We start from the raw sequence: 13,821 nt of genomic DNA, 5'->3' as shown, positions 1-13,821 counted from the left end.
AGATAGATGAAAGTGTTTATCATATTAGGGGCTATTAACGCTCTGCTTGCCGTGGGACTTGGGGCATTTGGCGCTCACGGATTAGAAGGGAAAATTCCTGATAAATATCTTCAGGTGTGGCACACAGGCGTCCAGTATCATATGTATCACGCCCTTGGGCTTTTCGTTGTCGCGTTTCTCGCCGATAAATTATCCGGCATCGGCAGTGTCACGACAGCCGGCTGGTTGATGTTCGCGGGAATTGTGCTGTTTTCCGGAAGCTTATATATTCTCAGTGTGACGCAAGTCTCCATTCTTGGGGCGATTACCCCGCTCGGCGGTGTGGCGTTTATTATTTCTTGGATTATGATCGTTGTCGCAGCCGTCAAATATCTATAAACAAAAAAGCCAATCCTCATGATATGAGTGATTGGCTTTTTCTTTATCTTGGCGAATAGGACGACATGGAGTATGGATACGTATACGCAATTTCTTCATCAAATGTAATGTAATCGAGGTAGATTGTCAGGAGCAGGTAGCGTGTTCCTGATTTCGGGTCGCTGAGGATAATGTGATCCCGGCCCGCAGCCTCGATGACGCCGCGAAAGATCTTCGAGCCCCATTCCTTGCTGTTTTCAAATGTCATATAAATGGTAGCCGTTTTTCCCCGGTTCAGGCGCAAAATATTCTCAATGTAAGATTCCTCAACAGGCAGCATGCCGGGAACGCTTTGGCCCGGCGCTGACGGTGTCGGCCCCGATGGGATTTGAAACCCGCCGCCCTGCTGCTGGCCCGGGAAGCCGAAGCCCTGCTGTCCTTGCTGTCCTTGCTGCCCCTGCTGCATTGGCATCATTGGCTGCATCCCCATCATCTGCATTTGTCCGCCTTGGCCTTGCTGCGGGTACGGATTGGCACCGTACTGAGGCTGATACCCCTGCATATTATCAAATCCCTGCATTTGCTGATATTGATTTTTTTTCGGTTTCATATCGTTCCTCCTTTTTATGAAAACCAATCAAAACATGTTCCGGATGTATAGATGAACGCTCCGCGATGACTCACCTCCGTTGGAAAACGATCTTAGTCGCTGGTGCGATTTTTATCTCTTTCACCTTATGAGGCTGATGCTTGGAATATGCGGAAAAAGAGCAGCAGACGGCACAGATTTTGATCTGGGCAGCTGCTGTTTTTCGTAGACATACACAAACTTTTCGCATATTGGTTTGTATCCCTAGCGCAACTTGCGCATAAGCAACATAAGATAACGTTAGTTTCAGGTGTGAAGTTTCAAGAAGGAGGTGTAGGATTTGCCGAAAGTATCAGTCATTATGACGAGCTATAACAAAAGCGATTATGTGGCAAAGTCCATTTCTAGCATACTTTCACAAACGTTTTCAGATTTTGAATTGTTTATTATGGATGACAACTCCAATGAAGAGACGCTGAATGTAATCCGTCCTTTTTTGAATGATAACCGAGTGCGTTTTTATCAAAGTGATGTATCTGGAGTAAAGGAAAGAACGGAAAAAACGAGGTACGCGGCGCTGATCAATCAGGCGATTGAGATGGCGGAGGGTGAATATATCACCTATGCAACGGATGATAACATCTATATGCCGGACCGGCTCCTGAAAATGGTGCAGGAGCTCGATGCTCATCCTGAAAAGGCTGTGATTTACTCAGCCTCCAAAACCTATCATTTAAACGAGCATCGCGACATCATAAAAGAAACTGTCAGGCCTGCCGCCCAAGTGACGTGGAACGCGCCGTGCGCCATCGACCATTGTTCGGTGATGCACAGGTATTCAGTGCTTGAGAAGGTAAAGGAGGAGTTTGGCTCCTATTGGGATGAAAGCCCGGCGTTTTACCGGATCGGGGATGCCCGGTTCTTTTGGAGAGTCAATCATTTTTATCCGTTTTACCCGCTGGCTGAGGAGCTGGATCTGAATTATATTACCGACCAATCGATTCACTTTCAGCTGTTTGAATCAGAAAAAAATGAATTTGTCAGGAACCTTCCTCCGCAACGCAATTGCCGCGAGCTGCGGGAATCATTAAAAAAGCTTGGAATGGGGTGAGAGCTTGTCGGCCTATTTAAGCAACTATTGGGTGCTGTACCGGAAGTATGTGGAGCTTTTTGACAGACTTCGCTACAAGGGGATTCCGCTTGGGCTTATCAGTAATTTTTATCAATATATCAGCCCTGAGCTAAGGGTGATGATGGAAGAAGAACCGGAGTTATTCGGACCGGCCGATCAGCATATCGATGAAGGGCAGATTCAGCCGTTTTTTGAAGAAAAAATTCAAAATATAGTCAAAACAAACGACGAACCTGTTAAGGGGAAAGTCATTTTGCACTTTGATTACCTGCGTTTTTCAAACGAAAATTACTATCAATTTGACCCTGAAAAAACGGCTGTTTTGGCCAGATGGAGTTTGCCGCATTATTGTGATCTGCCTGTGATTAGCAAGCGTGAGATTGCCGAATCATGCCAAAAAGGCGATCCGAAGCCGTATCTCGAAACAGCCTGTTCGATTCTCGCCCCTTTTGAAGACCACCCGGCATTCGGTGATCAAGCATTTCGCGACCGGCTTTATAAAGATATTCCTTTATTTATGGAAGCCATTGATACGGTTGATACGCTGTTTGAGCAGGAGAAGATTTCGGCCGTTGTCGTCGGAACGGCAGAAGATATTTACAGCAGGGTGCTCGCTCTCATGTGTCGAAGAAAAGGGGCCGTCAGCATTTGCCTTCAGCATGGCGCATTGATGGGAGATGAAGCCTTCATTCCTGTTTTTACAACCTATCAAGCTGTTTTTGGTGCGTATGAAGCGGAGTGGTTCAAACGAAAAGGCTGTAAACCTGAGCAGATTCTCGTAACGGGACATCCCCGCTTCGATCAGATTTTTAACAGAACCCCTATGGACATGTCCACATTCTATCGAAAACTTGCTTTTCATCCATCTAAAAAAATCGTGCTCATTGCGACCCAGCCCTTTTCGGAAGATTTTTATTCAGGTGTGCTAGAAGGGCTTTCTGATCAGAAACAGCTGCAAATTATCATTAAACCTCATCCTTGGGAAATCGGAAAAAACAAGCTGGATCTATATCACGCTGCGGCGAAAAAACATAACGCATGCAGAGTCATCAAAAAGGAGCTGGATCTGTATGATTTGCTGCCGTATGCTGACGCGGCAGTGACGCAAACCTCAACAGTCGGACTTGAAGCCATGCTGTTTCAAAAGCCTGTGCTGATCGGGAAATCATCCGGAAACCGCTCGTATCCGTATTATGAGTCTCTTGGCGATTTTATGTTTGATCAGCCGGATGAACTGGCGCGCACCTTGATTGAGGTTCTTCGAAGTCCCGCCGTGCATCAAAAAGCAGAAGAGGCGCGTATGGCATTCACAGCTGCTAATTATCCGGTAGCAGAATCAACAAACGCTTTATTTTCGGTACTGAAAGCCAAAACAGGGGTTGATTACAGGCGGGAAGATACTGAATAAAATGATAGGAGCGCAAAGAAAATGGTGCAAAAGAGAAATCATTTTCTTCCTTACTCATTGCCGTTAATCGGCAAGGAAGAAATTCAGGAGGTTACAGATACGCTTGAATCGGGATGGCTCTCCAAAGGCCCGAAGGTTCAGCAGTTTGAAAAAGAGTTTGCTGCGTTTGTCGGGGCAAAGCACGCCGTGGCGCTGAATTCATGTACCGCTGCTTTATTTTTGGCTTTGAAAGCAAAAGGGATCGGGCCGGGTGACGAGGTCATTACCTCTCCGCTTACGTTCAGCTCGACCGCCAATACGATTATTCATACAGGAGCGACCCCTGTGTTTGCGGACATTGACAAAAACACGCTCAATATTGACCCGGCAAAGCTTGAGGCGGTCGTCACACCGCAAACGAAAGCAGTTGTACCCGTCCACTTCGGCGGGCAGTCCTGTGATATGGATGCGATATTGGCAATTGCCCAAAAGCATGGTTTATTCGTGCTGGAGGATGCAGCACATGCGGTGTATACGACTTATAAGCAAAGAATGATCGGTTCTATCGGGGACGCGACGGCATTCAGCTTTTATGCCACTAAAAACCTGGCGACAGGCGAAGGCGGCATGCTGACGACAGACGATGAGGAGCTTGCCGATAACATCCGGGTGCTGAGCCTTCACGGCATGAGCAAAGCCGCATGGAACCGTTATTCTTCAAATGGCAGCTGGTATTATGAAGTCGAATCGCCCGGCTATAAGATGAACATGTTTGATTTGCAGGCGGCTCTCGGTCTTCATCAGCTGAAACGGTTAGATGATATGCAGAAACGGAGAGAAGAGATTGCCGGCCGCTACCAAGCCGCTTTTCAGCAGATTCCGGGGCTGATCACGCCGTTTGTTCATGATGACGGAAGGCACGCCTGGCATTTATATGTTTTGCAAGTTGATGAAAAACAGGCCGGTGTCACGCGCGGCGAAATGATTACGGCTTTAAAGGATGAATACAATATCGGCACAAGCGTTCATTTTATCCCGGTACACACCCATCCGTATTATCAAAAGCAATTCGGGTTTAAGGAAGCGGACTTCCCGATCGCCATGAATTACTATAAACGAACCCTGTCACTCCCGCTCTATCCATCAATGTCTGACGAGGATGTACATGATGTCATTGACGCTGTGCGGGATATCGTAAAAGGGGCTGGTTAAAGTGTACACGGTAAAAGAAAATGTCTCCAAAGAAGCGATTGAGAGTTTTCTCCAAAGCAGGCAGCTTACATTGGACGTTCCGTATCAATTCTCCCTCGGCCTTTTTGAAAACAGCAGGCTCCAAGGCGTCTTGCTTTACGAAGATTCTCTGTGGGAAAGCCAGATGCTTCAGAAGAAAGTCATGAACGTCAAACTTCTTGCGGCAAACAGCGCCGGGCAGTTGAAGAGGCTGTTTGAAGCTTTTTATTCTGTACGCCAAATGGATGAAACGGATTTTATCTTTGTTCGTGTTCCGGCTGAAGATATCGGAGCGGCGCATGTGATACAGCAGCAGCCATCCTCTTACTTTGTCGGCAGTTTGCTGAAGCTGGCGAAGCCCCCGTCTTTTTATGACAAAACAGCGCCGTTTTTTGAACTGGGCCCGCCTGAGCCTGGAGACACAGAAGCGATATGTGAGCTGGCCCGAGACTCGTTTACAAAAAGCAGATATTTTCAAGATCCTCATCTCAGCCGTGAAGCAGCAAACAAAATTTTTCAGGAGTGGACACGAAACAACCTGAATGGAAGGGCGGCTATAAATATTGCCGCTAAGCATAAAGGCGAGGTCATCGGCTATCTTCAGGGCTTATCAAGAGACGATGAATGTATTCTCGATTTGATGGCTGTGAAGCCGGGATTTGAAGGAAAACGTATCGCGTTTCATTTATTGGCGAATCTCATAGAACAACCGGAGACACAGAAGCATAAAACGGTAACAGCGGGGACGCAGCTTCACAATGTAAGGGCGATCCGCCTTTATGAAAGAATGGGCTTCACCGCTGAACAATCATACTATTATTATCATATTTGGCCGGGCAAGGAGGCGAAATAATGGCAGAGTTTCAGATCGCGAATAAAACTGTAGGCAAAGACGCGCCTGTATTTATTATCGCCGAGGCAGGAATTAATCATGATGGAAAGCTTGATCAGGCCTTTGCGCTGATTGATGCAGCGGCGGAAGCTGGAGCGGATGCCGTGAAATTTCAAATGTTCCAGGCTGATAAGATGTACCAGAAAGAACCTGGTTTGTACAAAACAGCGGCGGGTAAGGACGTCTCTATTTTTTCTTTGGTTCAATCAATGGAAATGCCAGCTGATTGGATTTCTCCGCTATTGGATTACTGCCGAGAAAAGCAGGTGATCTTTTTAAGCACAGTATGTGACGAAGGGTCAGCCGACCTGCTTCAGTCCACCTCGCCGAGCGCTTTTAAAATCGCATCCTATGAAATTAACCATCTTCCGCTGCTCAAATATGTCGCCCGTATGAACAGGCCGATGATATTTTCAACAGCCGGAGCGGAGATTTCTGATATTCACGAAGCTTGGAGCACCATCAGGACAGAAGGCAACGATCAAATTGCCATTATGCATTGTGTGGCGAAATACCCTGCGCCGCCGGAGTACAGCAACCTCAGCGTCATTCCGATGCTTGCCGCCGCTTTTCCTGATGCGGTGATCGGCTTCTCCGATCATAGTGAGCATCCGACAGAAGCGCCGTGTGCCGCGGTTCAGCTCGGAGCAAGACTGATAGAAAAACATTTTACGATCGATAAAAACCTGCCGGGCGCCGACCACTCGTTTGCGTTAAATCCGGACGAATTGAAAGAAATGGTCGAAAGCATCAGGAAAACCGAGGCTGAGATGAAACAAGGAATCAGGAAGCCGGTCTCTGAAAAACTGCTTGGCAGTTCATACAAAACAACGACCGCCATCGAAGGAGAAATCCGAAATTTTGCATACAGAGGGATTTTTACAACGGCTCCGATTCAAAAAGGTGAAGCTTTTAGTGAAGACAATATCGCAGTGCTTCGCCCCGGGCAAAAGCTGCAGGGGATGCACCCGAGATTTTTTGAGCTGCTGACCGGCGGCGTTCGGGCTGTAAGAGACATTCCGGCCGACACAGGCATTGTCTGGGATGACATTTTAGTGAAGGACAGCCCGTTTCATGAATGACATTCTCTTTATCATTCAAGCCAGAATGGGGTCAACACGGCTTCCGGGAAAAGTGCTGCGTCGGCTCGGTTCCAATCGCTTACTCGATATGATCGTTCACCGCGTCCGGCAAAGCGCGTTTTATCAAAAGGATCGGGATAATCTTGTCATCGCCACGTCTGATAAAGAAACTGACGACATATTAGAGGCGCACTGTGTTAAACATGGCTTTCGCGTTTTTCGCGGCAGTGAGGAACGTGTTCTCGACAGGTTTGTGAAGGTCATTGAGGCTGTCAAACCGACAGTTGTCATCCGGTTAACAGGTGAAAATCCGTTTGTTGATCCAGAGCTGCTCGATATGATGATTCAGGCGCATCTTGATCAAGGAGCGGATTATACGTATATCCTGAATACCCCGTTAGGGATTTGCGGCGAAGCGGTCAGCGCCAAGCTGTTAACAGACATCAGCCGCATTCAGGCGTTGGAGGATCAATATCAGGAGCATGTCACGTTATATGTAAGGGATCATCCAGATCTTTATCACGTTCAGTTTTTAGAGGCGCCGGAACAATTTCGCGGCCCTCAATACCGGCTGACCATTGACACAAAGGAAGACTATGAATCGATAAAGGCTCTTTATCAAAAAGCAGGAGAGCGCCCAGATGTATCCGCCTCAGAGCTCATAAGCCTGCTGAACCGGAACCTTGGTGCGGCAAACGAACGAGAGGCTGAATAGCCATGCATATTGGGATTGTCGCAGACGGGGGTTATGAAAAGGGAATGGGCCATGTTGTCCGGATGAAGAGACTTGCGGATGAACTCAAACAGTGCTGCTTGATTACGTTTTACACGAATCAGGAGTCTCAACCATTTCTTCATGAAGAGCATTGGCATGTCATCGTAAAGCCGGAGCTGCAGCAGCACGAATTTATTCTCCGGGAAATAAAAAGCAAGAAACTTGATCTGGTTTTATTTGATATTCTCGGCGCACCTGTTGAGCTGTTAAAGAAAATAAAGGCGGAAACAGATACAAAAATTGTACTTTTTGAAGAGAAAAACGCCAAAGCAATTCATCAAAGTGACGCAGTCATCAACGGAATTTACGGCGATATCAAAAGCAGGGTGTACGATCAGGGAAACACCCGCATCTATGAAGGGCCGGATTATCTTATTCTTCACCCCGCCTTCCGAGCCGCAAGAAATGATTACACACTTAAGAAAAAATGCCGCAATATCGTTGTTGCATTAGGAGGAAGTGATCCGAAGCAGCTTGTTTTTAAAGTGCTGGCTGCAGCCGACGAAGTCCCCGCCATGAAAGACAAAAACATGATGTTTGTGATGGGGAGCGCTTCACCGCACCAAGAGGCGGTCCGAAGGCAGATTCAAAAGAAGCCGCAGTACACGGTGATCGGGCAAACAAATGATATGGCGGGTATGATGAAACAAGCGGATGCAGCCATTGTCGCCGGCGGCATCTCCCTGTACGAAGCCATTTGCATCGGCGTGCCGTGCCTCGTCCTTTCTCAGGTTGAGCACCAAACGGCAACAGCCAAAACATTCGCTGAGCTAGGCGCCGCTCTTGATCTTGGCTTGGGAGAGCTTGTATCGGATGAAACGCTTATCTATCAGATGTCACGAATCATCAGCAGCTATCCTCTTCGCCTTTCATTGCACAAAGGAGGAAGGCTGCTCGTAGATGGCAAAGGCATCAAACGGGTATCAGCTATTCTTTTAGATTTGTATGATCAAAAGGTATAAAAATGCATGTAAGGAAGTGTTAATGTGAAAGGTGTTATTTTAGCCGGAGGAAACGGCTCACGCCTTATGCCCTTAACGAAAGCCGTCAACAAGCATTTGCTTCCTGTAGGCCCGTATCCGATGATTTACTGGTCGATTATGAAGCTGGAGGAAGCCGGAATAAAAGACATTTTACTCATCAGCCAAAAAGAGCATATGCCGCAATTTTTCAAACTGCTTGGGAACGGGGAAGAGCTTGGCGTCACAATCACTTATCAGGTCCAGCCTGCCGCATCGGGCATTTCGGATGGTCTGTCTTATGCAAAACGCTTTACGAAAAAAGAGCCTTTCATTTTATTATTAGGTGATAATATATTCGAAGATTCATTAAAGCCTTTTACGGAGCGTTTTGAACAGCAGGGAAAAGGAGCAAAGGTGCTGCTGAAAGAAGTTGATGATCCGGAACGCTTCGGGATTGCTGAGATTGATGAGAAAAACAAGCGGATTCGTTCCATTATCGAGAAGCCCGCACATCCGCCGACCAACCTTTGTGTAACCGGCATTTATATGTATGATGCGGAGGTGTTTTCGTATATTGAACAAATATCACCGTCGAAGCGCGGCGAGCTGGAAATTACCGATGTGAATAATCTATACATCGAAAACAGCCAGCTTACGTATGATGTGTTATCAGGCTGGTGGGTCGATGCCGGAACTCACGAATCGCTTCATCTCGCCTCTCAGCTTGTACATCAGGCTTTACAGAAAGGACAGGACGAAAAGTGATGGCAAAATCATATTTAATTACGGGCGGAGCCGGCTTCATCGGGCTCACGTTTACAAAGCTCATGCTGAAGGAAACGGATGCACGCATTACCGTTTTAGATAAACTAACGTACGCCAGCCACCCGGAGGAAATGGAAAAACTAAAGGAAAACAGCCGTTTTCGCTTTGTAAAAGGGGATATCAGCGTTCAGGAGGATATCGACCGGGCGTTTGATGAGACCTATGACGGTGTGATTCATTTTGCTGCGGAATCGCATGTGGACAGAAGCATTTCCCAAGCGGAGCCGTTTATCACCACGAATGTCATGGGGACATACCGATTGGCGGAAGCGGTCTTGCAGGGAAAAGCCAAGAAGCTGATTCATATTTCAACAGATGAGGTGTACGGGGATTTAGAAGCGGATGATCCCGCATTTACTGAAACGACGCCGCTTTCCCCTAATAACCCATACTCAGCCAGCAAAGCAAGCTCTGATTTGCTCGTGTTATCGTACGTAAAAACCCACAAGCTACCAGCCATTATTACACGATGCAGCAACAATTACGGCCCCTACCAGCACAGCGAAAAAATGATTCCGACGATTATCCGACATGCGAAGCAAGGCCTACCGGTTCCGCTGTACGGCGATGGGCTCCAGATCCGAGACTGGCTGTTTGCGGAGGACCATTGCCGCGCCATCAAGCTGATTTTAGAAAAAGGAACCGACGGCGAGGTGTATAACATCGGCGGCGGAAATGAACGCACAAATAAAGAGCTGGCGAGCATCATCATGAAGCATCTGGGCTGTGAGGAATTGTTCGCCCACGTGGAAGACCGAAAAGGGCATGACCGGCGCTATGCGATCAATGCTTCAAAGCTGAAAAACGAACTGGGCTGGCGGCAGGAAGTGCCGTTTGAAGAAGGCATTGCGCGTACGATTCGCTGGTATACAGACAATGACCGATGAGAAGGTGATCCGATTGACAAAGGTATTGGTGACTGGTGCGGGAGGACAGCTTGGCCTGGAACTGTGCCGCCAGCTGAAGCAAGCCGGGTATGAGGTCATTGCGTTAACAAAGAAGATGATGAACATTGCTGACCAGCGCTCAGTACGGCATTCGTTTGGCCATTATCAGCCGGATATCGTGGTCAATACGGCCGCGTTTACATCGGTTGATAAATGCGAGACAGAACTTGATAAAGCGTACTCGATTAACGGAATCGGCGCTTATTATACAGCGCTGGAGGCAACCCGCATCGGCGCTCAATATATTCATATCAGCACGGACTATGTATTTGACGGGAAAGGAACCCAGCCATACAGGGAAGACGATCCCCTCGATCCGAACACCATCTACGGCAAAAGCAAAAAGCTCGGAGAAGAACTGATTCGATTAGCAACAAAAGACAGCACGATTATCAGAACGTCGTGGGTGTACGGACATGGCGGCAGCAATTTCGTTCATACCATGCTGAGGCTTGGTGAAACGAAACAAGAGCTGCGGGTTGTAAGCGACCAAATGGGTTCGCCGACCTATACGAAGGATTTAGCAGAAGCGGTCATCAAGCTGTTCAGCCATCCGCCGGGCATCTACCATGTCAGCAATTCAGGTATATGCAGCTGGTATGAATTCGCGAAGGCCATTATGGAAGAAAGCGGACTGGCCACAGTCATTTTGCCTGTTACGACTGAAGAATACGGAAACAAAACGCCCCGTCCGGCTTACTCTGTGCTAAGCCATCGGGCCATTGAAGAAGCCGGTATTCGCCCTCGCCATTGGCGGGAAGCGCTACGGGAGTATTTGCAGGAGAGGAGCAGTGCGCGTGATTGATGGAGTCAAGGTGAAAAAATTGACGAAGCATAGTGACGACAGGGGCTTTTTTGCTGAGCTGGTTCGGGATGATGAGAACCTTCTTGAGCATTTCGGGCAGGCCTCTTGGTCGAAAAGCTATCCGGGTGTGATTAAAGCATTTCATTATCATGAGAAGCAGGATGATCTCTGGTTCTTCCCAACCGGCCACGCTCAGGTTGTCCTTTACGATCTGCGCGAGGACTCAAAGACAAAAGGAGAAACTGACGTCTATTATATGGGCGAAGACAACCCGATGCTGTTATTGATCCCAAAAGGGGTCGCTCACGGGTACAGAGTGCTGGGAGAAACGCCGCTGACGATTATCTACTTCACCACCATGTCGTATAATCCGGATCAGCCTGATGAAAAAAGAATTCCGTGGAATGATGAGACGATCGGTTTTAATTGGAATACCGAATTTAGATAAAGATAGGAACATGATCAATCGAAGAGCGGAGGCATCTTCGCCTTTTTTTTGTCCTTTTTTCAAAATAGGATAAAAGGTAGAAATCAACAGGTGGATGTGACTAGAAAAAGAGAGTAAATCGTCCATTCGACCCTTGTATATACAGGATGAAATTCTCAAAGAATCCCAAGTGTTTATATTCCTAAAAAAGCATTTACTTCCATGGAAAATGATGATAGATTAATTTTTAAGAAAAAGTAAGATAATTCGCGAATTATGGCAAAACACTTTTTCTGCAGAGGACGCTCTGGCCAATTCCGACAACTAATTGAGGGGGAAATGTCATGTTAAAAAGAACTTCATTTGTATCTTCATTATTCATCAGTTCAGCTGTCTTACTATCAATCTTGCTTCCTTCAGGCCAAGCTCATGCGCAGTCTGCATCAATTGAGGCTAAAACGATCAACAGCACAAAAGAGTGGACCACTTCTGATATTGAGGTAACATATAAACCAAATGCGGTGCTTTCTCTCGGAGCGGTAGAATTTCGTTTTCCTGACGGGTTTCATGCAACGACAAGAGATTCAGTGAATGGAAGAACACTGAAAGAAACACAGATATTAAACGATGGAAAAACAGTCAGACTCCCGCTTACGCTTGATTTGTTAGGCGCAACTGAATTTGACCTCGTCATGGTGCGTAAAACCCTTCCGCGCGCAGGCACTTATACAATTAAAGGCGATGTTGTAAACGGTTTGGGAATCGGCAGTTTTAATGCTGAAACGCAGCTGGTGATTGACCCTCGTTAATAAATAGATGTGATCAGAGACTGAGATGTTTTCAGTCTCTTTTTTTGTTGATTAAAAAAACTGGTACGGATCTTGCATGATAATAAGGGTGAATCCAATGCAGAAAGGAATTGGCCGGTTGAATTTTTAAAGCGCTTACATTTCTGACTGGTCAAAAAAACAATGAGGTGAAAAAAGATGTCAGCAAAGCAAGTCTCGAAAGATAAGGAAAAAGAAGCTCTTAATTTATTTCTGTCTACCCAAACGATCATTAAGGAAGCCCTTCGAAAGCTGGGCTATCCGGGCGATATGTATGAACTTATGAAAGAGCCGCAGAGAATGCTCACTGTCCGCATCCCGGTAAAAATGGATAACGGCAGCGTCAAAGTGTTCACAGGCTACCGGTCGCAGCACAATGATGCGGTCGGTCCGACAAAGGGAGGCGTGCGTTTCCATCCTGAAGTCAATGAAGAGGAAGTCAAGGCATTATCCATATGGATGACGCTCAAGTGCGGGATTGCCAATCTTCCGTACGGCGGCGGAAAGGGCGGTATTATTTGTGATCCGCGGACAATGTCTTTTGGAGAATTGGAAAGGCTGAGCAGAGGATATGTCCGTGCCATCAGCCAGATCGTCGGCCCGACAAAGGATATTCCGGCTCCCGATGTGTACACCAACTCGCAAATTATGGCCTGGATGATGGATGAGTACAGCCGGCTGCGGGAATTCGATTCTCCGGGCTTTATCACAGGAAAACCGCTCGTTTTAGGCGGATCGCAAGGCCGGGAAACAGCAACGGCACAGGGGGTCACGATTTGTATTGAAGAGGCGGTGAAGAAAAAAGGGATTAAGCTGCAAAACGCGCGGATCATCATACAGGGCTTTGGAAATGCGGGAAGCTTTCTGGCCAAATTCATGCATGATGCGGGCGCGAAGGTGGTCGGGATCTCGGATGCCCATGGCGGTCTCTACAACCCGGACGGTCTTGATATCCCTTATTTGCTCGATAAGCGGGACAGCTTCGGCATGGTCACCAACTTATTTACAGACGTCATCACAAATGAGGAGCTGCTTGAAAAGGATTGCGATATCTTAGTGCCTGCGGCAATCGCCAATCAAATCACAGCCAAAAACGCACATAACATTCAGGCGTCAATCGTCGTCGAAGCGGCAAATGGTCCGACAACCATTGATGCCACGAAGATCCTGAATGAAAGAGGCGTGCTCCTCGTGCCTGATATCCTGGCGAGTGCCGGCGGCGTCACGGTTTCTTATTTTGAATGGGTGCAAAACAACCAAGGATATTATTGGCCAGAAGAAGAGGTCGCAGAAAAACTGAGAAACGTCATGGTCAATTCGTTCGAAACAATTTATCAGACAGCGGCAACACATAAAGTCGATATGCGCTTGGCGGCTTACATGACAGGCATCAGAAAATCGGCAGAGGCATCGCGATTCCGCGGGTGGGTATAAATTCGGAAGGGGAGATATCCTCTTCTGATGCAAAGAAATTTTGCGTTTATCCTTTGCAGGAAGAGTGAGACCTGCAAATAAAATTTGCGTTTCATGGTCGGAGAAAGAGAAAGGTGTCGGCTAATAGACAAATTTCCGTTTGATTCAACA

The 13,821-nt window shown here is 47.2% G+C and carries 15 protein-coding genes; 14 read left to right on the top strand and 1 reads right to left on the bottom strand.

The window, feature by feature from the left end:
• Positions 1-6: 6 nt before the first annotated feature.
• The gene (locus tag RAC86_RS05610; protein WP_003222123.1) at positions 7-378 is read left to right on the top strand and encodes a DUF423 domain-containing protein; all 372 of its coding nucleotides are present in this window, start codon (positions 7-9) and stop codon (positions 376-378) included.
• A 43-nt stretch (positions 379-421) separates the two neighbouring features.
• On the opposite strand, the gene gerQ is transcribed toward RAC86_RS05610, so the two are convergent.
• Positions 422-967 (bottom strand): spore coat protein GerQ, encoded by a 546-nt coding sequence (gene gerQ, locus RAC86_RS05605; RefSeq protein ID WP_072565455.1) that lies wholly within the window; start codon positions 965-967, stop codon positions 422-424.
• 319 nt (positions 968-1,286) lie between these two features.
• On the opposite strand from gerQ, the gene spsA reads away from it, so the two are divergent.
• The 13 genes from spsA (at position 1,287) to rocG (ending at position 13,671) form a co-directional block, all read left to right on the top strand.
• The gene (gene spsA / locus RAC86_RS05600) at positions 1,287-2,057 is read left to right on the top strand and encodes a spore coat dTDP-glycosyltransferase SpsA (protein WP_014115596.1); all 771 of its coding nucleotides are present in this window, start codon (positions 1,287-1,289) and stop codon (positions 2,055-2,057) included.
• Positions 2,058-2,061: 4 nt separating this feature from the next.
• Positions 2,062-3,486 carry a CDP-glycerol glycerophosphotransferase family protein gene (locus RAC86_RS05595; RefSeq protein ID WP_072565454.1) on the top strand — a complete coding sequence of 475 codons (1,425 nt, stop codon included), beginning with the start codon at positions 2,062-2,064 and terminating at the stop codon, positions 3,484-3,486.
• 21 nt (positions 3,487-3,507) lie between these two features.
• Positions 3,508-4,677 carry a DegT/DnrJ/EryC1/StrS family aminotransferase gene (locus tag RAC86_RS05590; RefSeq protein ID WP_072565453.1) on the top strand — a complete coding sequence of 390 codons (1,170 nt, stop codon included), beginning with the start codon at positions 3,508-3,510 and terminating at the stop codon, positions 4,675-4,677.
• A gap of 1 nt (position 4,678) precedes the next feature.
• Complete coding sequence (locus RAC86_RS05585; RefSeq protein ID WP_072565452.1) at positions 4,679-5,548, top strand: GNAT family N-acetyltransferase; 870 nt, start codon at positions 4,679-4,681, stop codon at positions 5,546-5,548.
• Positions 5,548-6,669: an N-acetylneuraminate synthase family protein gene (locus tag RAC86_RS05580; protein ID WP_072565451.1), complete on the top strand. Its 1,122-nt coding sequence runs from the start codon at positions 5,548-5,550 to the stop codon at positions 6,667-6,669. Before RAC86_RS05585 ends, RAC86_RS05580 begins: the two co-directional genes overlap by 1 nt.
• Entirely contained in the window at positions 6,662-7,384 is a 723-nt protein-coding gene (locus RAC86_RS05575; RefSeq protein ID WP_072565450.1) for a glycosyltransferase family protein, read from the top strand. The genes RAC86_RS05580 and RAC86_RS05575 overlap by 8 nt, the downstream gene beginning before the upstream one ends.
• A 2-nt stretch (positions 7,385-7,386) precedes the next feature.
• Positions 7,387-8,406 carry a PseG/SpsG family protein gene (locus RAC86_RS05570; protein ID WP_072565449.1) on the top strand — a complete coding sequence of 340 codons (1,020 nt, stop codon included), beginning with the start codon at positions 7,387-7,389 and terminating at the stop codon, positions 8,404-8,406.
• 24 nt (positions 8,407-8,430) lie between these two features.
• A complete protein-coding gene (locus RAC86_RS05565; RefSeq protein ID WP_014115590.1) occupies positions 8,431-9,171 on the top strand; it encodes a sugar phosphate nucleotidyltransferase in 741 nt (246 codons plus the stop codon).
• Complete coding sequence (gene rfbB / locus RAC86_RS05560; RefSeq protein ID WP_041906295.1) at positions 9,171-10,118, top strand: dTDP-glucose 4,6-dehydratase; 948 nt, start codon at positions 9,171-9,173, stop codon at positions 10,116-10,118. The genes RAC86_RS05565 and rfbB overlap by 1 nt, the downstream gene beginning before the upstream one ends.
• A gap of 13 nt (positions 10,119-10,131) precedes the next feature.
• Positions 10,132-10,983 carry a dTDP-4-dehydrorhamnose reductase gene (rfbD, locus tag RAC86_RS05555; protein ID WP_061186533.1) on the top strand — a complete coding sequence of 284 codons (852 nt, stop codon included), beginning with the start codon at positions 10,132-10,134 and terminating at the stop codon, positions 10,981-10,983.
• Entirely contained in the window at positions 10,976-11,431 is a 456-nt protein-coding gene (locus RAC86_RS05550; RefSeq protein ID WP_003222100.1) for a dTDP-4-dehydrorhamnose 3,5-epimerase family protein, read from the top strand. The genes rfbD and RAC86_RS05550 overlap by 8 nt, the downstream gene beginning before the upstream one ends.
• 323 nt (positions 11,432-11,754) lie before the next feature.
• Entirely contained in the window at positions 11,755-12,219 is a 465-nt protein-coding gene (gene bslB / locus RAC86_RS05545) for a biofilm surface layer hydrophobin BslB (RefSeq protein ID WP_061186532.1), read from the top strand.
• A 177-nt stretch (positions 12,220-12,396) separates the two neighbouring features.
• Positions 12,397-13,671, top strand: coding sequence for a glutamate dehydrogenase (gene rocG, locus RAC86_RS05540; protein WP_072565448.1), 1,275 nt, complete (start codon positions 12,397-12,399; stop codon positions 13,669-13,671).
• The last annotated feature ends 150 nt before the right edge of the window (positions 13,672-13,821 follow it).

The organism is Bacillus sp. LR_5, assembly GCF_042709275.1.
Note: the sequence above shows the minus strand (reverse complement) of the source record. Positions and strands in the feature narration are given on the sequence as shown.

Coding starts and splice junctions, on each gene's coding strand:
- RAC86_RS05610 (WP_003222123.1), top strand. CDS start 7: ATGAAAGTGTTTATCATATTAGGGGCTATTAACGCTCTGCTTGCCGTG.
- gerQ (WP_072565455.1), bottom strand. CDS start 967: ATGAAACCGAAAAAAAATCAATATCAGCAAATGCAGGGATTTGATAAT.
- RAC86_RS05590 (WP_072565453.1), top strand. CDS start 3,508: ATGGTGCAAAAGAGAAATCATTTTCTTCCTTACTCATTGCCGTTAATC.
- RAC86_RS05580 (WP_072565451.1), top strand. CDS start 5,548: ATGGCAGAGTTTCAGATCGCGAATAAAACTGTAGGCAAAGACGCGCCT.
- RAC86_RS05575 (WP_072565450.1), top strand. CDS start 6,662: ATGAATGACATTCTCTTTATCATTCAAGCCAGAATGGGGTCAACACGG.
- RAC86_RS05570 (WP_072565449.1), top strand. CDS start 7,387: ATGCATATTGGGATTGTCGCAGACGGGGGTTATGAAAAGGGAATGGGC.
- rfbB (WP_041906295.1), top strand. CDS start 9,171: ATGGCAAAATCATATTTAATTACGGGCGGAGCCGGCTTCATCGGGCTC.
- bslB (WP_061186532.1), top strand. CDS start 11,755: ATGTTAAAAAGAACTTCATTTGTATCTTCATTATTCATCAGTTCAGCT.
- rocG (WP_072565448.1), top strand. CDS start 12,397: ATGTCAGCAAAGCAAGTCTCGAAAGATAAGGAAAAAGAAGCTCTTAAT.